At 48.2% G+C, this 18,520-nt stretch carries 22 protein-coding genes; 12 read left to right on the top strand and 10 right to left on the bottom strand.

What is annotated here, in order from left to right; genetic code table 11:
- Position 1: 1 nt before the first annotated feature.
- On the top strand, positions 2-907 hold the full coding sequence (locus tag BMX44_RS00150; RefSeq protein WP_090626845.1) for an ROK family protein: 906 nt from the start codon (positions 2-4) through the stop codon (positions 905-907).
- 8 nt (positions 908-915) lie between these two features.
- On the opposite strand, the gene BMX44_RS00145 is transcribed toward BMX44_RS00150, so the two are convergent.
- Positions 916-1,593: a thiopurine S-methyltransferase gene (locus tag BMX44_RS00145; RefSeq protein ID WP_090626843.1), complete on the bottom strand. Its 678-nt coding sequence runs from the start codon at positions 1,591-1,593 to the stop codon at positions 916-918.
- A 30-nt stretch (positions 1,594-1,623) separates the two neighbouring features.
- Complete coding sequence (locus tag BMX44_RS00140) at positions 1,624-2,022, bottom strand: hypothetical protein (protein WP_090626840.1); 399 nt, start codon at positions 2,020-2,022, stop codon at positions 1,624-1,626.
- A 224-nt stretch (positions 2,023-2,246) separates the two neighbouring features.
- On the opposite strand from BMX44_RS00140, the gene BMX44_RS00135 reads away from it, so the two are divergent.
- From BMX44_RS00135 to BMX44_RS00105, 7 genes are all read left to right on the top strand, one after another.
- Complete coding sequence (locus BMX44_RS00135) at positions 2,247-3,032, top strand: hypothetical protein (protein WP_090626838.1); 786 nt, start codon at positions 2,247-2,249, stop codon at positions 3,030-3,032.
- A 204-nt stretch (positions 3,033-3,236) separates the two neighbouring features.
- On the top strand, positions 3,237-3,506 hold the full coding sequence (locus BMX44_RS00130; RefSeq protein WP_090626835.1) for a hypothetical protein: 270 nt from the start codon (positions 3,237-3,239) through the stop codon (positions 3,504-3,506).
- A gap of 127 nt (positions 3,507-3,633) precedes the next feature.
- Entirely contained in the window at positions 3,634-4,173 is a 540-nt protein-coding gene (locus BMX44_RS00125) for a macro domain-containing protein (RefSeq protein ID WP_218143886.1), read from the top strand.
- A 196-nt stretch (positions 4,174-4,369) separates the two neighbouring features.
- Positions 4,370-5,584, top strand: a complete 1,215-nt coding sequence (locus BMX44_RS00120) for an alpha/beta hydrolase (RefSeq protein ID WP_090626832.1) — start codon at positions 4,370-4,372, stop codon at positions 5,582-5,584.
- A gap of 87 nt (positions 5,585-5,671) precedes the next feature.
- A complete protein-coding gene (gene argJ, locus BMX44_RS00115; RefSeq protein ID WP_090626830.1) occupies positions 5,672-6,898 on the top strand; it encodes a bifunctional glutamate N-acetyltransferase/amino-acid acetyltransferase ArgJ in 1,227 nt (408 codons plus the stop codon).
- 17 nt (positions 6,899-6,915) lie between these two features.
- Positions 6,916-7,806 carry an ATP-binding protein gene (locus BMX44_RS00110; protein WP_090626827.1) on the top strand — a complete coding sequence of 297 codons (891 nt, stop codon included), beginning with the start codon at positions 6,916-6,918 and terminating at the stop codon, positions 7,804-7,806.
- Between the two features lie 10 nt (positions 7,807-7,816).
- Positions 7,817-8,773, top strand: a complete 957-nt coding sequence (locus BMX44_RS00105) for a Nudix family hydrolase (RefSeq protein WP_090626825.1) — start codon at positions 7,817-7,819, stop codon at positions 8,771-8,773.
- Between the two features lie 36 nt (positions 8,774-8,809).
- Here the strand turns inward: BMX44_RS00105 and BMX44_RS00100 are convergent, their stop codons facing one another.
- Positions 8,810-9,004, bottom strand: a complete 195-nt coding sequence (locus tag BMX44_RS00100) for a DNA gyrase inhibitor YacG (protein WP_090626822.1) — start codon at positions 9,002-9,004, stop codon at positions 8,810-8,812.
- 165 nt (positions 9,005-9,169) lie between these two features.
- Between BMX44_RS00100 and miaA the strand changes: the two genes are divergently transcribed.
- The gene (miaA, locus tag BMX44_RS00095; RefSeq protein WP_218143899.1) at positions 9,170-10,102 is read left to right on the top strand and encodes a tRNA (adenosine(37)-N6)-dimethylallyltransferase MiaA; all 933 of its coding nucleotides are present in this window, start codon (positions 9,170-9,172) and stop codon (positions 10,100-10,102) included.
- Between the two features lie 138 nt (positions 10,103-10,240).
- On the top strand, positions 10,241-10,402 hold the full coding sequence (locus BMX44_RS16685) for a hypothetical protein (RefSeq protein WP_177167618.1): 162 nt from the start codon (positions 10,241-10,243) through the stop codon (positions 10,400-10,402).
- An 87-nt stretch (positions 10,403-10,489) separates the two neighbouring features.
- On the opposite strand, the gene BMX44_RS16680 is transcribed toward BMX44_RS16685, so the two are convergent.
- Positions 10,490-10,642 carry a hypothetical protein gene (locus BMX44_RS16680; protein WP_177167617.1) on the bottom strand — a complete coding sequence of 51 codons (153 nt, stop codon included), beginning with the start codon at positions 10,640-10,642 and terminating at the stop codon, positions 10,490-10,492.
- Between the two features lie 103 nt (positions 10,643-10,745).
- On the opposite strand from BMX44_RS16680, the gene BMX44_RS00090 reads away from it, so the two are divergent.
- Positions 10,746-11,081, top strand: a complete 336-nt coding sequence (locus BMX44_RS00090; RefSeq protein ID WP_090626820.1) for a BON domain-containing protein — start codon at positions 10,746-10,748, stop codon at positions 11,079-11,081.
- A 137-nt stretch (positions 11,082-11,218) separates the two neighbouring features.
- Here the strand turns inward: BMX44_RS00090 and dapD are convergent, their stop codons facing one another.
- From dapD to BMX44_RS00060, 6 genes are all read right to left on the bottom strand, one after another.
- A complete protein-coding gene (gene dapD / locus BMX44_RS00085) occupies positions 11,219-12,040 on the bottom strand; it encodes a 2,3,4,5-tetrahydropyridine-2,6-dicarboxylate N-succinyltransferase (protein ID WP_090626818.1) in 822 nt (273 codons plus the stop codon).
- Between the two features lie 46 nt (positions 12,041-12,086).
- Positions 12,087-13,292: a succinyldiaminopimelate transaminase gene (gene dapC / locus BMX44_RS00080; RefSeq protein ID WP_090626816.1), complete on the bottom strand. Its 1,206-nt coding sequence runs from the start codon at positions 13,290-13,292 to the stop codon at positions 12,087-12,089.
- A 966-nt stretch (positions 13,293-14,258) separates the two neighbouring features.
- Positions 14,259-14,843, bottom strand: a complete 585-nt coding sequence (locus BMX44_RS00075; RefSeq protein WP_090626814.1) for a VIT1/CCC1 transporter family protein — start codon at positions 14,841-14,843, stop codon at positions 14,259-14,261.
- A gap of 15 nt (positions 14,844-14,858) precedes the next feature.
- Positions 14,859-15,128, bottom strand: coding sequence for a DUF211 domain-containing protein (locus BMX44_RS00070; protein ID WP_090626812.1), 270 nt, complete (start codon positions 15,126-15,128; stop codon positions 14,859-14,861).
- A 295-nt stretch (positions 15,129-15,423) separates the two neighbouring features.
- The gene (locus BMX44_RS00065; protein WP_090626809.1) at positions 15,424-16,791 is read right to left on the bottom strand and encodes an FAD-binding oxidoreductase; all 1,368 of its coding nucleotides are present in this window, start codon (positions 16,789-16,791) and stop codon (positions 15,424-15,426) included.
- A gap of 73 nt (positions 16,792-16,864) precedes the next feature.
- Positions 16,865-17,452 (bottom strand): BON domain-containing protein, encoded by a 588-nt coding sequence (locus tag BMX44_RS00060; RefSeq protein WP_245738760.1) that lies wholly within the window; start codon positions 17,450-17,452, stop codon positions 16,865-16,867.
- Positions 17,453-17,733: 281 nt separating this feature from the next.
- Between BMX44_RS00060 and BMX44_RS00055 the strand changes: the two genes are divergently transcribed.
- Entirely contained in the window at positions 17,734-18,477 is a 744-nt protein-coding gene (locus BMX44_RS00055; protein ID WP_090626807.1) for an MlaA family lipoprotein, read from the top strand.
- The last annotated feature ends 43 nt before the right edge of the window (positions 18,478-18,520 follow it).

The following is an 18,520-nucleotide window of genomic DNA, read 5'->3' as shown; positions in this document are numbered from 1 at the left end:
AATGCGTATCGGTATCGATCTGGGTGGCACCAAAATCGAAGGCGTGGTGCTGGATAATAACGGCAGGGAATTGCTGAGAAAACGTGTGGCCACACCGCAGGCTGAAGGTTATCGGGTGATTTTGAATGCAGTGGCGCAACTGACCGGTACGCTGGAAGCAGAGGCTGGCAGGCGTTGCTCAATTGGTATTGGTACGCCCGGGGCGATTTCTGCGGTCACAGGTTGCATGAAAAATTCCAATACCGTATGCCTGAACGGACAGCCATTGCTGGAAGACTTACGGGCATTGCTAAACCGTCCGTTGCGTATCGCCAATGATGCCAACTGTTTTGCGCTGAGTGAAGCGCTTGACGGCGCAGGAGAAGGCCATAACGTGGTGTTTGGCGTGATCATGGGTACCGGCGTGGGTGGTGGTGTGGTGTTCAATGGGCAGTTGCATGCGGGCCGCCAGCATATTGGCGGAGAGTGGGGACATAATATACTCGAACGGGACGGTCCCGCGTGCTATTGCGGTCATCACGGTTGTGTGGAGACGCTGATTTCAGGTCCAGGCCTGGCGGCTGATTTTCATCGTTCTGGTGGAGATTCGGCTCTGGCTGCCGGTGATATCGTTGCATTGGCGGCGCAGGGGAATGTCCTGGCTGAGACTGCAATGCGGCGGTTTTTTGACCGCTTTGGCCGCGCGCTGGCGACGGTGGTCAATATCCTTGACCCTGATGTGATTGTGCTCGGCGGCGGCCTGTCGAATGTGGACAGGCTCTATACCGAAGGGCGAGAGCGCGTCGCGTACTATGTGTTCAATGACGAATTCACTACGCCCGTACTGAGGAACATACACGGTGACAGCTCCGGCGTGCGCGGCGCCGCGCAATTGTGGCGTCCGCATGAAATCGATCCGGCTTGCTGAGTTTCTGTTCAGTGTCGTTCTGGATGATGCAGGGTCAATAGATAAACGCTTTCCACTAGCCGGGTCAGTCCGCGCTGTTGAAAACGCGGATTGTCTGCAAGCACGTCGATCTGTGCCAGCAGGCGCACGTCGGCATCCGGCTGGTACAGCGCAGTTACTTCTTCGGGTGGCACCGCATAGGGTGGGCCCTGCATTTCAGCCTGCGGATAGTCAAAGCCGATCAGCAGAATCTGGGTGGCGGGCGGCAGAATGTCGAACATGTGGTTGATATACCGTCTGCGTATGTCCGGTGGTAGTGCAACCAGCGATGCACGGTCATACACAGCGCGAATGCCGGTCAAATCGGTTCTGTTCAGATCAAAAAAATCACCGTGCAGAATGTTAATGTTTGCTGCGGAATAATGATTGAAATGGCCATTGGGAAGTTGTGTCAGGGCTGGTACGAGCGCATTCTCATGATAAAAGGCCTGCACTGCGAGTGCGCTTAATTCAACACCCAGTACGTCATGACCCTGATCACGCAGCCAGACCATGTCGCGTGTTTTTCCACAAAGCGGCACGAATACCGAACTGCCGGCAGTAAGGCGCAGTGCTGACCAGAATTCGACCAGATACGGATTGAATGTCTCCAGATGAAAGCCGGTTTCATTACGCTCCCATCGATCGAGCCAGTACGACTGGGTCATGTCAATAGCCGGATTGGGCGATTGACGACTTTATTGTGCGTACACATCGCATATATGGCTGCTTTTTGCCTCGGCCTTGCTGGTTGGAAATTTGAAGTCAGGTAACATTTGTTGTGCCATTTCGCCGCATTCCCGGGCGATCCGGATATTTTCGTCGTTGGCCATTTCCTGTCCAAATGTTACAGCCACGTCCATTGCCTCGTCCAGTCTGCCAGACTGGCACAGGGATTTGATTTCGGCTTCCACGGTTTGCGCACGCTGTCCCAGGGCCGCAAGTGCATTCTGGTCAATCCGGGTCATGCAGGCCTGCATTTGCCGTGCCTGCTGCATGAGTTGCTGCATGTGTTCCGGACTGACACCTGTCTGTTGCGTATAGCCGGCAACAGGAATCAAAGCGAGAATAAATAATGCTGTTAGTTGTTTTTTCATGGCATATCTCAATTTATCAATATTGTAAGATGGCATCTGCACTATTAAAGCATAAAATTCGTGCGCTGTTACTGAACAGATTGTTGCAAAACTGTCTGTATGCAGGCCGCGACAGTATTTTTCAGCGTCTGTAAGAGGCTTTCTTCAGTTTTGCTGGGTGCAAATAAGCTAATTTTTCAGATAAATTTGATCTACTTCAGTTACACATAAGCAGTGAGGTATTCATGGAAGCGGCAATAACTATTGCAAAACATACTTCTTTAATCAAATCCAAATTCAAGGCGGCCGGCATTCATCTGGCTATCAGCGGCATTGTTTTTCTGATACTCGCATATTTTATTATATTCAAATGGTATCCCCTGCCGTATTTCACCGCCGATGGGGGCTGGCAGGGTATACGGATTGTTGCGTTGATCGATCTGGTGCTCGGTCCGCTGATGACACTGATTATTTTTAATCCGGAAAAATCGAAACGGGAGATCCGGTTTGATCTTGGAACGATTGCGCTGATACAGGCCAGTGTGCTTGTCTGGGGCATTTATACAGTGCACGATGAACGTCCGGTTGCCATCGTTCACTGGGACGGTGAGTTCTTCAGCATGCCTGCCAAAGCGTATCGTCAGCAGAATATCGATCTGGAGCAACTGACGCAATACGGTGCGAAGACACCTGTGCTGATTCATGCCAGGCGGCCGGTCAGTATTGAGGAACTTCATGAACTGCTCACCCTGAGTACTGAAAAAAAGCTGGCGCCGTTTGAACAGTTTCAGCTTTACCGTCCGTTCAGGAAAAACCGGGATGAAATATTTGTGAATCAACTTGATATTGACGAAATCGTTGCGCGCAATGCACAGATGCGGCAGGAACTCGATACCTTCCTGGCACGATCGGGAGGCGATAAAAGCGAATACATTTATATGCCCTTGCAGGCCCGGTACCATAATGTGATTCTGATTTTTTCAGCAGCGGGTGATGTCAAGGGAACGCTCAATGCGCCGTATAAGCAATAATCCTGAATACTGAGGATCGTTGAGAAACTGCCCGGGTGCCCGTTGGCACTACGGTCTAAAAAGCAGGTGTAATTACGCATCTCACGCATGAACTGTGTTTTCATCTGTTTTTTTGTCTCGGCCTATTGGCAGTCTGACAAATGGTTTTCAAGATCCGCTCATAGCAGGAATTTTTTCTACCAGACCTGGAGACCAGTAAATAAGATGAGAACGCGTAAAGAGAATGAAGGGATAGAGATGCAAAACAATATTGTCCGTATGCAGATTATCGGTGTAATCCCCACAGTGTTTCTGGGGCTGGGGATTTATGGCCTTGTTGTCGCGAAAGGCGATGCATTTCATCCGTTTTTGAATAATCACGATGTTGTGTACACCATGTTGGCTACCGGTATCGTGCTTGAAATTTGGCATTTATCGAAAATGATTCCGTTGCTCAAACAATATGCAGAATTTAAGCAATTGAGCGGCATGTAGGTTTTATTTTAAACGCGTGGTATCGAAGTTCGCCAATTGGACGGGTTTTGCTTAACAGGCTGTTAAAGGAATACAATTGTTGTCAGTTGAACAATATGGTTTCAGTTGAAATAAATGCGATAGTACGGTGACTCAATTCAAATCAAATGGCATTCTGATTGAATGCATTCAGGGAAACATTGCCGAGCAGCCTGACATGGCAGCAATTGTTAATGCGTCGAATGCCCAACTTCGAACTGGCGGTGGCGTTGCCGGTGCCATTCACCGGGGCGCGGGCCCCGGACTTGCAGCGGAATGCAGGGAGTTTGCGCCAATCCGGCCTGGACAGGCAATCATTACCGGCGCGCACCGGCTGCCGAATCGTCATGTCATACATTGTCTGGGACCGGTTTATGGTGTTGACGAGCCTTCTGATGAATTGCTAGCATCATGTTTTCGCAATGCCCTGAAGCTGGCTGAAGAAAATGACGTTGAATCCATAGCTTTTCCTGCAATTTCAACAGGTGTCTTTGGGTTTCCGCTGCAGTCTGCAGCTAAGATTGCATTGAAAACAGTGCTGGACGTTCTACCCGACCTTGCCAGGGTCAATCATATCCGTTTTGTTTTGTTCAGCGATGTTGATCTTCAGGTTTTTGCAGAAACACTCAGTGCTTCTACCAAAGCCTGAGTTTGTAATTCAAATGTTCCCGGGAACCGGACTGGCGGGCGACCGGTATCGGTCCGGTTATTAAACCGCTGATAAAATGTTTCTGTTGCAATCTGTTGCAGGATCAGGACCGGATGGTGAGCAAAACCAGAATGCTGATAAACGCGTTGGCGAACTGAAGTGACGGGTGAAGTCCCGATATCAGGAACAAGCCGCTATGCATCGAATATGCCTGTTACTTATGCTGGGAGTATTGTCGGGATGCGTGCAGCCGCAATATGTCGACAAGCCGTATCCGCGCTGGGGAGAAGAATATTCGATCACAGAATTACCCGGCACTGGAAACGCGGTTGCTTCAGATTCGCTGTTGCTGCGTGTCATGACGCCTACGGAAGAAAGACCGCCTGTGGGCTGTTTATTGCTCGTGCACGGCATGAACGAATATATCGGTCGTTATGAGGATGTTGCACGTTTCTTTTCGCGGCAGTATATGGTCGCCGGGTTTGACTTTTCTGCGCACGGTCTGTCCAATCCGGTGTTGCATCAGGCAGATGCAAAACTGGCTGACGGTGCTGACAAACAGGATGTGAGTGAAGCGTATCTGGCGCAGGTCGCGCTTGACGATCTTGAACCACTACGCCGCGACCTGGATCGCGCAATCAAGAAAACGGTGCAGATCTGCGATGCCCAGGATAAATCGAAAAAACCGGTATTTATTGTTGCACATAGTCTCGGCGCGCTGGTAACGGTTTCATATGCGCTGCAGCGGTACGGTGCCGATGAATCGGTCGACCGTATAGCCGGTGTTGTGCTTCTTGGACCTGGTTTCGCCGTCAGCGAAGTGCCAGGGTGGCGGGGTTGGCTGGCCAATCCGTTGATCAGGTTGTCGTTTCATGCCGAAACACATTTTTTGCATCCACACGATGAACCGTTACCTGTATTGCTTTTCAATCAGCTTGTGTCCTTGCTGACTGTGCCGATTCTGGACGGAGCATTTGAAGTGCTTTCCTGGCCGGGTATACGCCGATTTGCCACGCCAGCATCACCCGACTGGGTCGTCGAATATCTGACCGACAGCGCGCAGGAAAGGGCCCGTTTGCGATCTGATGGATGGATTATCCGACGCAGTCTGCTGCGTTACGTTAAAGGAATTGAAAATGAAATTGTGCAGTTTCGCCGCCACATGGACAGGTTTTTCTTGCCATATTATTTGATATTTTCCATGCATGACCCTATCACGCCGGCCTGGGGCAGCAAAAATTTTATCGATGCAACAGTGCACAATCATCCCGATAATGCATACCAGGCATTACAGCAGTCGCGTTACCATCAGCATTTATTTTTGACAGAGCCGTTAAGAAGCAGACTGTTGCATGATATCGATCAATGGCTTGCCGGGCGAATTCAATCGCTCCAGCAGGAAGAAGAGTGAACGCCGGTTAAGTGTAATGATCAATTTTTGTGAATAGCTGCAAAAGATAAGGTAGCATAATGTTTTTATTCGACAGACTGAACTACTATGCCCGTAAATATCACTGCATTAGTTCCAGAACATTTATTGCCGGTACCGGGTGTTTCGCTGGGCATCGCTGAAGCAGGTATAAAAAAACAGCACCGCAAAGACTTGCTGGTTTTTAAACTGGATGAAGGTACCCGGGTAGCCGGTGTTTTTACACATAACCGTTTTTGTGCCGCGCCGGTGATCGTGGCGAAGGCGCATCTGGCCTTGTCAACGGTTAGGGCGCTGGTGGTGAATACCGGCAACGCCAATGCCGGTACCGGTGAAACAGGGTTGAAGCATGCCCGCGCAACGTGCACGGCGCTTGCCGGACTGCTTGACTGTGAAACGAAACAGGTGCTCCCATTTTCTACCGGTGTGATTATGGAGCCATTACCAGTTGACAAACTGGTTAACGGACTACCGGCTGCCGTGACGGACCTCAGGGAGGATAACTGGTTCGACGCGGCACGGGCGATAATGACGACGGATATCGTGCCCAAAGGCGCGTCCAGACAAATTACACTGAATGGCAAGACGGTAACCATTACAGGCATTGCCAAAGGTTCGGGTATGATCAGGCCAAATATGGCAACCATGCTTGGTTTTGTTGCCACCGACGCCAACATCAGTCACGCGCTGCTGCAGGAGGTTGTGCGTTATGCAGCAGACCGTTCTTTTAATTGTATTACGGTGGATGGCGATACATCGACAAATGATGCATTTATGCTGATGGCAACCGGTTGTGCCGGTCACGCCGAAATCGATGAACGAAACAGCGCCGAATTTCAACAACTCAGGGATGCTGTAACTGATGTGGCAGTATCGCTGGCACAAATGATCGTACGAGATGGCGAAGGAGCGACCAAATTTATTACCGTGCAGGTTGATTCCGGTTACAACGAAACCGAGTGCAGGCTTGCAGCATATGCCGTTGCACATTCACCGCTCGTTAAAACCGCTTTCTTTGCGTCCGATCCCAATCTGGGCAGAATACTGGCGGCAATTGGCAATGCTGGAATCGAAGATCTCGATATCAGCGGCGTTGAACTGTATCTCGGGAATGTTCTGGTGGCCGAAAATGGTGCGCGTGCATCAACCTATCGGGAAGAGGACGGTCAGTCCGTCATGAATCAATCCGAAATTACCGTGCGGATTGTGTTGAACCGTGGCACCGCGTCGTCAACTGTCTGGACGTGTGACCTTTCATACGATTACGTGAAGATCAACTCCGACTACCGCAGCTGATCGCTGGTGCAATAACTATGGAAGAATTGAAAAAGCTCTGCGATCGTGCGGAGGCGCTGCTTGATCGTCTTGAAAATTTTTTGCCTGTACCGCCGCCTGAGCCTGACTGGTCGTCAAGTACTGCTTTTCGTTGGCGTCGTCGGCACAACAGCGGTTTTATTCAACCGGTATCACATCCGCACCAGATAACGCTGAAGGACTTGCGTGGTGTTGATAACCAAAAAAAGCTTGTTGATCAGAACACTCATCAGTTTGTGCAGGGTTATTCGGCAAATAACGTACTGCTCACCGGCGCGCGCGGCACCGGTAAGTCATCTTTGATCAAGGCGGTGCTGAATCAGTATGCCGGTAACGGGCTGCGCCTGATTGAGGTGGAAAAAGATCATCTGGTGGATTTGCATGACATTGTGGAACAAATAGCGCAGCGTCCGGAACGGTTTATCGTATTCTGTGACGATCTTACTTTTGAGCGTGATGAGCCCGGCTACAAGGCCTTGAAGGTGGTGCTGGATGGTTCGGTTGCGACGGTCTCGGATAATGTGCTGATTTATGCTACATCCAATCGCCGGCATATGGTGCCGGAATATATGCGCGATAATCTCGATACGCGTCATGTGGGAGAAGAAGTGCATCCCAGCGAAACAATCGAAGAGAAAATTTCTTTGTCGGAACGTTTCGGTTTATGGGTATCGTTTTACCCATTTGATCAGGATCAGTATCTTGAAATTGTGCGCTGCTGGCTGGCCGGTTTCGGTTTTACAGAGATGAATGATGAACTACGCCGGGCGGCATTGCAATGGGCACTCGGGCGAGGTTCGCGCAGTGGCCGGGTCGCATGGCAGTTTGCGTGCGATTTTGCAGGGCGGCAACGTGCCTTAGGCCGGTTGTCCAATCAATCCGGCAAGTGACTGATTCATCATGACGCGAGAATCATTTGAGATTGTAGGTGTCGCCGCTGCCGTAATTACGCAGCCGGATGGCCGTTTCCTGCTGACATGCCGTCCCGAAGGAAAACCCTACGCCGGCTACTGGGAATTCCCAGGCGGCAAGATAGAACCGGGAGAGTCGCCGTTGCATGCGTTGGACCGGGAGCTGCAGGAAGAACTCGGTATCCAGATTCTGCATGCAGAGCCCTGGATTACGCGTAACTTTACGTATTCCCATGCCACTGTTTGTTTGCATTTTTTCCGCGTTATCCAGTGGCAGGGAATGCCGCAGGCACGGGAGCATCAACAGCTGGCATGGCAACAGCCGGATCAGATCACGGTTTCGCCGATGTTGCCTGCAAATGCACCGGTGTTACGTGCGTTGATACTACCTCCGGTTTATGCGATTACACGGGCGACGGAACTTGGTGTTCCGGCCGCCTTACAACAGGTTGAAATGGCGCTGCAGCATGGAGTTCGCCTGATACAGATCAGGGAAAAAACGATGGAAAAGGGTGCGCTGCAGGCGTTTGCAGAAAAAATTATATCGCTCGCGCACGGGACGGGAGCGTATGTTTTACGAAACAGCGATACGATTTTGCCTGATACGTGTGGAACGGACGGCATTCATCTGACCGCGCCACAGCTTTTGGCCCTGTCCAGGCGCCCCGCAGCGGAAGACGGCTGGTGTGGCGCTTCCTGTCATAATAGCGAGGAATTGTACCAGGCTTCATCGCTTGGGGTTGATTTTGTAGTGCTGGGACCGGTATTACAAACGTCGAGTCACGCCGATGCAACGCCAATGGGATGGCGGAAATTTGCTGACCTTATCCGTGACTATCCGCTTCCGGTTTATGCCCTGGGTGGCATGGAGCCGGATGATCTGGCCATCGCCCGTGAACTGGGAGCGCATGGCGTGGCCATGATACGCGGAACCGGCCGTTTGTGAACGTTGTATTACAGTTCCAGAATGACTGAAATTCTGTCAATTTTTATTTGGAACGGGCTCATCATTCTCGGTTGTAGATTGTTCTGGTTCCGGAATTCGATAGGACTCCTGCGCCCATTGTGCAAGATCCATCGTCTTGCAGCGTTCTGAGCAGAAAGGACGAAACCTGTTTGCCTGGCTCCAGATCACGGATTTACCACATTGCGGGCAATTGACGGTACGTTGTTTCATAGTTGGTTATTCTAAGTTATATTCACAGGATAGTTCAAATTGCGTTGCCCGAACTGATTGATGACACATTGTATGCCTGGAGATAAAGTCAACAAATTGCCTGCCGATACTGCCGTTCTGCGCAAACAGGATATGCACAATCGAATGCCCATTGCTGTTGTATTGATGGGGCCGACCGCGAGTGGGAAAAGCCGGGTAGCACTGGAGATCGCAGAACGGTTTCCGGTTGAAATTGTCAGCGTTGATTCCGCGCAGGTTTACCGGTATATGAACATCGGTACAGCCAAGCCAGACCGGAAGATACTGATTCAAACACCGCATCATTTAATTGACCTGATAGATCCGGTTGAACAGTATTCCGCTGCACAGTTCAGGCAGGATGTACTGGACGTGATGCAGGATATTGTCCGGCGTGGCAAGATTCCGCTATTGGCTGGCGGAACCATGTTGTATTTTCAGGCACTGCTGGATGGACTTTCGACGCTGCCGGAAGCCGACAGCCAACTGCGTGCAGCAATTGAGAACGAGGCAAAGATCTCCGGTTGGCCAGCATTACACAAAAAGCTCGCCACGATTGATGCCGAAAGTGCTGCACGGATTCAACCTGCGGACAGCCAGCGTATACAACGTGCGCTGGAGGTCTGTATGATCACGGGCCGCCCTATGTCGGAAATTCTCAAGGCGCCTCGGAATACTGAATTGCCTTTTCGGTTGATCAAGCTTGCACTATTACCTGCTGATCGCAGCCAGTTGCATCAACGGATTGCGGAGCGATTTGAAGGTATGCTGCAAAGGGGGCTGATTGATGAACTGTCGTTGTTGCGTCAGCAATTCGAGCTAAATCCGGATCTACCATCGATGCGTTGTGTTGGCTACCGGCAGGCATGGCTGTTTCTCGAGAAAAAAATCAACCATGAGACGTTGCGTGACAAGGGTATCGCTGCCACGAGGCAACTTGCCAAGCGACAACTGACCTGGTTACGCAGTATAATGCGTGGACATGAAATCATTGCTTTTGATTGCCTGGCAGATGACGTGCATCTTCAGGTTTGCAGGTTTTTACAAGCTGCGCATATCGTCAGTGAAACAAAGCAGTGACAAAGCGAGAAGGTTGCAAACATTGCTGTTTTTTGATTATTGTCAAGATGCAAGACGCAATTTCGTGAGATTTTCAAAAAGTAGCGGGATAGCATTTACCTTATTTGGTTTTTAAATAATTTTAAAAGGAGATTAAGTATGAAGTATTCTTTTTTGGCACTCGTTATTGCAGTTTTTGCCTTAAGTGCATGCGGTGAGCCGAGAAGAACACCTGACGGTCATCTGATGGATAAGCCGACACCATCTGCTTATGATGATGCTGATTTTGATACCAGCCCAAGAGAATCAGATGATGAGTAACGCTGAATGTTAAGATGACGGGAAATACAACATACGAATGTTATTGGTCATGTTTTCTGCTTCATCTGTAAAAACTGTCAACCCTATTTAACCCGCCGCAGCAATGCCGCGGGTTTTCTGGATAATGCGCTGCTTTCCGGTTTTATGCCAGTTGACTGATATAGTATGGTCTTGTTGGCGATAATACAGCAAGGTTATGATTGATAGACGATCTTGCGGATAATCGGGCGTAGGATTCATGCCGTACTGAAAAACATGAGAACAGTTGAACTGCGCCTCAGAATGAATTATAAGACCCGTTGAGCAATAACATTTTGTTGAGAACTTGATAGGAAGCGAATTTATGTTTTGTCGTGATACATTAACAATTTCCATCGTTGCGTTCATATTGGTATTCGGCCTGAGTGGATGCGAAAATTATGCAGAAAGAACGCATGAATCATGGGTCGAAAAGCCGTCTGGCATTACCTATGATGATTCAACCATTTACGCTAAAATTTCCTATGCACTCAATACGGACCCCGACCTGGAAGGCAGCGAGGTCGAACTCAAAGTCGACGATGGTAACGTACTGCTGACTGGAACAGTGGCAAATAAGCATCAAATTACCAAAATCAATATGCTGTCCTGGATGGTTGACGGCGTCAAAGATGTCGATAACCAGTTGAACGTCAGATAACCGGGAATTGTTGATCGTAAAGGCGGCGGATAAGAAAAAAACCCCTGTCCGGTATTTGGCAGGGGCGTTTCAGCAGGGAATGACCGAATCGATTGATACTTCAGCGATATTGCTGACTTAAGATAAATTGTGAAGAGCTAAATCCCGCGCAGCAATTCATTAATTCCAGTTTTAGAGCGTGTTTTGGCGTCGACCTGTTTAACGATTACTGCACAATAAAGGTTGTATTCCTTATTAGCTGAAGGCAGGCTGCCGGAAACGACGACCGAGCCGGGTGGGATGTGTCCATAGGTGACCTCGCCTGTTTCGCGATGATAGATTTTAGTGCTCTGGCCGATATATACACCCATTGAAATAACCGAGTTTTCACCGACAATAACACCTTCAACAATTTCAGAACGTGCGCCGATAAAGCAGTTATCTTCAATAATTGTCGGATTGGCCTGGACGGGTTCCAACACACCGCCTATACCAACGCCGCCGGATAAATGTACATTTTTACCGATTTGTGCGCATGAGCCGACAGTGGCCCAGGTGTCTACCATCGTGCCTTCATCAACATAGGCACCGATATTAACGTATGATGGCATTAGCACCACGTTGCTGGCGATAAATGCGCCTTTACGAACTGCCGCCGGTGGAACAACACGGAACCCGCCGTCGCGAAAATCACGCGAACTATAATCAGCAAATTTTGACGGTACTTTGTCGTAATAATTGGAAAAACCGCCTTTAATAAAACTGTTGTCTTCAATGCGGAAGGACAGCAGTACGGCTTTTTTGATCCATTGATGAGTGATCCATTCACCATTGCTTTTTTCAGCAACGCGCAGTTTACCGCTATCAAGCATATTCAATACCTGCGCGATCGATTCTTTCAGGTTGGCACCGACATTACGCGGTGTGATTTCGGCGCGACGGTCAAATGCTTCTTCAATCGTGGTTTGCAGTTCTTTCATAGTTTTTCCTAGGTTTTGTTAGTAAGAATTTTCTTGATTGCTGAATTTAAGCCCGGCTCAAATCGTTCAGCAGGCTTTTGATTCGATCGATTGCTTCGATACATTCAACCAGCGGAGCTACAAGCGCGATACGCACGTAGTTTTTACCCGGATTGACACCGTGTACTTCACGGCCCAGATAACTGCCCGGCAGCACGGTGACATTATAGTCGCGGCGCAGCTGCATGGTGAAATCAGTATCGCTGATCGGCGTTTTGTACCACAGATAAAAGCCCGCATCAGGCATTTGCGCAGCCGTTGCACCGGACAACCTTGTCGTTGCTTCGGAAAATTTCCGGGTGTATAAGCACCGGTTTTCTGCAACGTGAGTTTCATCACTCCACGCAGCGATACTGGCTGCCTGTGCTGCAGGATTCATGGCGCAGCCATGATAGGTACGATACAGTAAATATTTTTCCAGAATTTGCGCGTCGCCTGCAACAAAACCGGAACGTAGCCCCGGTACATTCGATCGTTTTGACAGACTGTTGAATACCACCAATCGTGGAAATCCTGCGCGTCCCAATTGATGTGCAGCAGTGAGTGCGCCCAGTGGCGGGCTGTTTTCGTTGAAATATATTTCAGAATAACACTCATCGGCAGCAATGATGCAGCCGTAGCGGTCTGATATCTCAAACAGCTGACGCCATTCATCCAGAGACATGACGCTACCCGTCGGGTTGTTCGGATTGCAGACATAAATCAGTTGTGTGCGTGACCAGGCAGTATTGTGAAGTTGGGAAAAATCCAGCTTGAAAGCATTGTCTGCGGTAGTATTGATATACTGTGGCGAGGCGCCGCCAAGAAGTGCAGCGCCTTCGTATATCTGGTAAAAAGGATTTGGGCACACAACATAAGGTGCGGGTGTTGCAGCTGTGTCGATAACAGCCTGAGCAAAAGAAAACAAAGCTTCGCGGCTGCCGTTTACGGGAATAATTTCGGTGTCTGGATTGATTGCGGGCACATTAAAACGGCGTACGATCCAGTCTGCGATGCTTTGACGTAATTCCGGCATGCCCTGTGTCGTGGGATAATTTGACAGTCTGTGTAAATGGTCGACCATGGCCTGACGTATGAAATCCGGTGTTGCATGTTTGGGTTCACCTATATGCAGATTGATTGGACTTAAGTCGGCTTTATGTGTGAGGTTTTCAAACAGTTTACGTAGTTTCTGGAACGGATAGGGCTGCAGAAGATCAAGATTTGAATTCATGTTGTTGCGGATTTATCGCTATTATTCTGTTTTGTGTGGAAGGTCAATTCCGAGTTGTAGACTACACCGGTAACTTTGCCTGTTGTTGCCTGATTATAAGGCGTATGTGCATGAATGGCCAATCCAAACATGCAATCAGTTCGTCATTCCGATATTTGAAATAACCGGTTCGATGTATAGTTTTTTATTCCGGGAATTGCTTCGGTGGTTAAACCGGAAGCAAGGCCTTGCAAAAGCCTTCGGTAGCGCAAACTATCAATCCGTTCTTCCAGGTGGAGATTAGCAGCGAGGCGAGTAAAAATTTTTCCTGCTCTGTCCCCTTTGTTAAAACATGTTTATTTACATCACGTTATGTTTTTGTTGGCTGAAGTATGCAGTTCTGCACCAGTTTCATTCAGTTTACTTGCTGGAATAGAGTAAATGCTGCAAAGTGTATAAAGCGTAAAAAAAACCGGCATACCGCAATCGATTTAGAGATGTGATATGCCGGCTAACTTCCCTGTATAACTTGAATAAATCCAATCATTCGGTTGTGCTGTACTGGTAATGCGCTGATCGGTGTGGCAGTGCTTCGTCAGATAAGGCTGCAAAGAATGATAGTGCATTATACAGGACAATTACTTTATTTGTAAACAAAAACAATTATCATTAACGTTTATTTCAAGTAAGGATAAAGCCAGCCGTAAGCAGAATTAGGTCGAAAACACATGCTTGTTGGTTGGGACGTCGTTATTGACACCAAAAGATCCTGGATAGACTGTGAATCAAATCATTTGCACAAAAAATATGGGCGCGATCTTTTCAGGACGCAGATGCGTTTCGGTCAAACGGATATTTGTTTATTTATGTAAATACACGAGAAAGCCGACATCAGTGATGTAATGGTGGCAAACGATGACACTGGCTGAGTCTGATTCTGACTCTGTTGCTTCTTTCGACTGTATTGTTGCAGTTGCCGGTCTCAATTTAAAGTGGCCTTAACAAATAAATGATCAGGGTGGTTATCAAGGCAACAAGTAACGTTTTAATTCCCGACCAGAGCCAGAGATGGCCGCTAATCCGCCCGAGAAAAACGCCAAGCAGAAAAATTAATAGGAAGGCGAGCAGGGTGGCAATTTCCAGAGGGTTCTCGACAAGTCCGGGTATCCAGTGAGCAATTATCAGTGGCAGCATGATGATAATTGCTATGATAAATGGTGTTAAGCCATTGGTGGCGGCAACTACTAAGGGCATGATTCTGGCTGCCCGACCATGTGCTGTTTGACTCAGATTCGACAACATGGCCTCTTCCAGGTTTTTCAGCTCCTGCTGCTTTTCTGCAGCCTCGCTGATATAGGCGCTTGTTATGCCACTCATGCCCAGCGCAACGGCCGCACCCAGACAAACATTGATGACGGTAGTCAAATCGGTTTGATTGCTGACATGAAATCCCATTAAAAGACCTAACATGGCGAGCGCACCATCAAAACCGTTGACGATAAAATAACGTCTTGCGATGAGGTGTGATCGTGTTATTTTTGAAAGAAATGAAAACTGATTGATCAGTCGCATGGAGGATAAGAATAATCAGGCCACAGGGTCTGACCCAATGACTTCAACTTCATCAATACTGTGAATGGATGCCCCCATGGTGTTGATAGCTTCTTCGATAATTTCAAATCGAATATTTTCGCCAGCGATGGAAAGGATAATTGATTCTGTTTTTTCATCCACTTCCACAACCGTATATTTAATATGGCAGTTAGAGCATCTTTCTGCTAAGGCACTGGCAAATGCCAGTCCATTTGGCTGATGCGGTTTCAGTACGTCGAGTATTAAATGTTTGACTCTAACCATGGTTACATAGATTTTTAAAGATACTGTTGTGTTTCAGCCAGACAATTACTGCATGGTATATAAAATTCCAGATTCTTGCCAAGTGCCTTATTAAGTAATAGGCCTGTTATTTTACCCGATCATTCGGCGCATGGCAGGTAAGCAATCTAACCAGCTGCATGCGGAAAACTGGCTGAACATAATGTGAACTGGAATCATACCCATAAGGAAAAGCATATGACAATGATTCTGTTGCATAAATGACTGTTTTTCAATTAATAACAGATTTTTAACTGAAAGCAAAATACAAGTGCCATTATGGAAAGAGTTTCCCGGGGTTCAGGATATTGCTGGGATCAAACAGCAATTTGATGTTTTTCATAAGTGAAAGCGTTGGCTGATCGATTTCCTTCTGAATAAATGCTCGTTTTTCGCTACCGATGCCATGTTCGCCCGATAAGGTGCCGTTCAGCCGAATTACCAGATCGAAAATTCTGTCCAAACACGCCTCAGCACGGGCTGCTTCTTCTGTGTTGTCTGGATCAATCAGCAGATTGACATGAATATTACCGTTGCCGGCATGACCAAAATTGACGTTGGCAAGTTGATACTGCCTGCTCAGTTGTTCGAGTGAATTGAGGAAATCGGGTAAAGAACTTACCGGAACCACGACATCCTCATTGATTTTTTTGGGAGCAATTTCGCGCAACAGCGGCGACAGAGCTTTGCGCGCCTTCCAGAGTGCCGCAATGTTCTCGGCCTGGCTGGCTGCAATTAATCCGTCTGTTTTGCAGGCCTTCAGGATGGAAGAGACAGTTGCGTTGATTTCATTCTCTGTGCCGTCTGCTTCGATCATCAGCATGGCATTAGCGTCGTTCGGCAGCATTTTGGGATGGTGATTTCGGATCAGATTCAACGAACCGGCGTCGAGAAATTCAAGCGCACTGGGTAGTTGCGGTAATGCCATAATTTGTTTGATCGCAACGGCGCAGCTGGCTGAGTCACTGAAATACGCGGTTATACCAGCAACCATGGTTGGCAGTGCGGTAAGCTTTAGTGTCGCTTCCGTGATGACGGCCAGTGTACCTTCAGAGCCTATTAACAGGCGTGTCAAATCATATCCGACGACTCCCTTGGTTGTATAGCAACCGGTTTTAATGATTTCCCCTGCGCCAGTTACGGCTTTCAGGCCCAAAACATGATCGCGTGTTGTACCATATTTTACTGCATGTGGCCCGCCTGCACCGGTAGCGATATTGCCGCCAATACTGGAATACGTTGCGCTGGAGGGATCGGGTGGCCAGAAAAAACCGTGAAGTTTGGCGGCATCCTGGACTGCCTGGTTTAGCACACCGGGTTCTGCAACAATAACGCGATTGGCTGCATCGACAGACAAAATATTTAGCATGCGCTCAAGTGACAGAGCTATACCGCCCTGTTCGGGCAGGCTTCCCCCGGATGTGCCGGTGCCGCGTCCACGCGGAACCACAGGCGTTTTGTGCTGATTGCATAATATTACAATTGCTTGAACTTCATCGGTGGTCAACGGAAATGCGACAGCATGCGGGGGAAATATTTTGCGGCTATTGTCGTAGGCGTAGGTGTAGCACTCTACGGGATCGGTGTACAACCGATCTGGCGGCAACAGATTGTTTAAGGCGGATACCAGTTCAGCGGGTAACATAGAGAATGGTATTTATTGCAATAAAATAAACAATTTCATGATCGACAACTGAAAATGATACAGATGCTTGCGTTTAGTCAAGATACTCGAACGCTTTAACAACTTTGACAACACCCGATGTCGAGCGCGCAATTTCTGTGGCGTTGTCAGCTTCTGCCCGTTTAACAACCCCGAGTAAAAATACAACGCCTTTTTCAGTTATGATTTTGATATGGTTGATTTGAAATTTTCCCGATGCAAGAAAGCGGCTTTTGACTTTTGATGTGATAAATGTATCGTTGCTGCGCGAACCTAGCGAGCTTTTTTCGCCAATGGTGATTTCGTTGATAACATTGCGAACGTTTTCAATACTTCTGACCAGCTTGCTGGCTTCCTCTTTCATGGCTTCTGTTGGCACCTCGCCGGTGAGCAGAACGATTCGGTTGAAGCTGGTGACGTTGATGTGAGCCTGGTTGCCAAATTGTTCATACAGGCGTTTTGAACCTTTCAGCTCAATTGATTCATCTTCGATGAAAATGCCGCTGGTTCTTCGGTCTTCCGCTACCATGGCGCCCGTTCCGGCACCGGCTCCAACACCTACAGCAACCATCGGCGCGCAGCCTGTCAGCAGCAATAGTGGGAAAATCATCGATAAACATGACTGATTGAAAATAGGCCGCATGGCTTGTCTCCTGATATGTTCGGTGTTTAATAGTATTCTAAGTGAATTATTTACAGCCTTTATTTCGACGCTGTCGGTTATATTCAATCGTGTTGGCGTGGCTGGTGCTGAGTGCCCAGATGATCAGCCTGCCGGTTACATTGAAGTATGAGCTGTACATGTCGATATTACCCTGATGGTATTAGTTTATCAGTGTAAAAGAAATTGACTGATATTTTATTGAACCTGATATGTAAATATGGCAACATGCGAAATAAACATCAAAAAAATAAATTCAATCTATGAAATATCTTGTAAATTCTAAAATTATTCTACTGCTGTCGTTTGGCGGTTTTCTATCTGGCTGCGCATCAACACAGAATCCGCAGGATCCATTAGAATCGATGAACCGGGCTGTTTTTGAGTTCAACGAGATAGTCGATGACAACGTCATCGAACCGGTAGCAAGAAATTATGTAAGGTTTGTACCTGAGCCAATTCGTCTGGTTGTCGGCAATGCATTTTCAAACGCAAACGATGTCGTTGTTACGGCCAACTCGATTTTGCAGCTGAATTTTGAAAGCGCTGCAGCGAGTGCGACGCGTTTCGTTATCAATACCACGTTTGGTCTGTTTGGTGCGATTGATATTGCCAGCGATATCAGTGAAGCCAGCGATCTTAATATCAGTAAGCGCAATGAGGATTTCGGCCAGACAATGGGTCATTATGGTATTGCTACGGGGCCATACATTGTCATTCCTTTTTTAGGTCCGAGTACAGTGAGAGATGCAGTGGGCATTGGCGTCGACAGTCTGGTCGCGCATCCTGTCACAACAATTGTTTATCTTGACAGTATCAATACCCTTGATGCTGCAATCCGGACCCCGGTAGCAATGGGTATGGCGCTTGATGCGCGCGCGCAATTGCTGGATGTGGATAAAACGCTGGAAGAGGCTGCGCTGGATAAATATGAGTTTGTGCGCGACGCTTACCTGCAGCGTCGAGACAGTCTGGTGAATAACGAAGATGTTGAGTTGGCTGAATAAGCAAATGGGTTGATGTTTTCTGGCAGTTATTTCCTTTTTATTC

Source organism: Nitrosomonas marina (genome assembly GCF_900110145.1).
Classification (GTDB): domain Bacteria; phylum Pseudomonadota; class Gammaproteobacteria; order Burkholderiales; family Nitrosomonadaceae; genus Nitrosomonas; species Nitrosomonas marina.
Note: the sequence above shows the minus strand (reverse complement) of the source record. Positions and strands in the feature narration are given on the sequence as shown.

Coding starts and splice junctions, on each gene's coding strand:
- argJ (WP_090626830.1), top strand. CDS start 5,672: ATGCCCGTAAATATCACTGCATTAGTTCCAGAACATTTATTGCCGGTA.
- BMX44_RS00090 (WP_090626820.1), top strand. CDS start 10,746: ATGTTTTGTCGTGATACATTAACAATTTCCATCGTTGCGTTCATATTG.
- BMX44_RS00150 (WP_090626845.1), top strand. CDS start 2: ATGCGTATCGGTATCGATCTGGGTGGCACCAAAATCGAAGGCGTGGTG.
- dapD (WP_090626818.1), bottom strand. CDS start 12,040: ATGAAAGAACTGCAAACCACGATTGAAGAAGCATTTGACCGTCGCGCC.
- BMX44_RS00105 (WP_090626825.1), top strand. CDS start 7,817: ATGACGCGAGAATCATTTGAGATTGTAGGTGTCGCCGCTGCCGTAATT.
- BMX44_RS00055 (WP_090626807.1), top strand. CDS start 17,734: ATGAAATATCTTGTAAATTCTAAAATTATTCTACTGCTGTCGTTTGGC.
- BMX44_RS00110 (WP_090626827.1), top strand. CDS start 6,916: ATGGAAGAATTGAAAAAGCTCTGCGATCGTGCGGAGGCGCTGCTTGAT.
- BMX44_RS00120 (WP_090626832.1), top strand. CDS start 4,370: ATGCATCGAATATGCCTGTTACTTATGCTGGGAGTATTGTCGGGATGC.
- BMX44_RS00145 (WP_090626843.1), bottom strand. CDS start 1,593: ATGACCCAGTCGTACTGGCTCGATCGATGGGAGCGTAATGAAACCGGC.
- miaA (WP_218143899.1), top strand. CDS start 9,170: ATGGGGCCGACCGCGAGTGGGAAAAGCCGGGTAGCACTGGAGATCGCA.
- BMX44_RS16685 (WP_177167618.1), top strand. CDS start 10,241: ATGAAGTATTCTTTTTTGGCACTCGTTATTGCAGTTTTTGCCTTAAGT.
- BMX44_RS00060 (WP_245738760.1), bottom strand. CDS start 17,452: ATGCGGCCTATTTTCAATCAGTCATGTTTATCGATGATTTTCCCACTA.
- BMX44_RS00075 (WP_090626814.1), bottom strand. CDS start 14,843: ATGCGACTGATCAATCAGTTTTCATTTCTTTCAAAAATAACACGATCA.
- BMX44_RS00130 (WP_090626835.1), top strand. CDS start 3,237: ATGAGAACGCGTAAAGAGAATGAAGGGATAGAGATGCAAAACAATATT.
- BMX44_RS00140 (WP_090626840.1), bottom strand. CDS start 2,022: ATGAAAAAACAACTAACAGCATTATTTATTCTCGCTTTGATTCCTGTT.
- dapC (WP_090626816.1), bottom strand. CDS start 13,292: ATGAATTCAAATCTTGATCTTCTGCAGCCCTATCCGTTCCAGAAACTA.
- BMX44_RS16680 (WP_177167617.1), bottom strand. CDS start 10,642: ATGAATCCTACGCCCGATTATCCGCAAGATCGTCTATCAATCATAACC.
- BMX44_RS00100 (WP_090626822.1), bottom strand. CDS start 9,004: ATGAAACAACGTACCGTCAATTGCCCGCAATGTGGTAAATCCGTGATC.
- BMX44_RS00135 (WP_090626838.1), top strand. CDS start 2,247: ATGGAAGCGGCAATAACTATTGCAAAACATACTTCTTTAATCAAATCC.
- BMX44_RS00070 (WP_090626812.1), bottom strand. CDS start 15,128: ATGGTTAGAGTCAAACATTTAATACTCGACGTACTGAAACCGCATCAG.
- BMX44_RS00065 (WP_090626809.1), bottom strand. CDS start 16,791: ATGTTACCCGCTGAACTGGTATCCGCCTTAAACAATCTGTTGCCGCCA.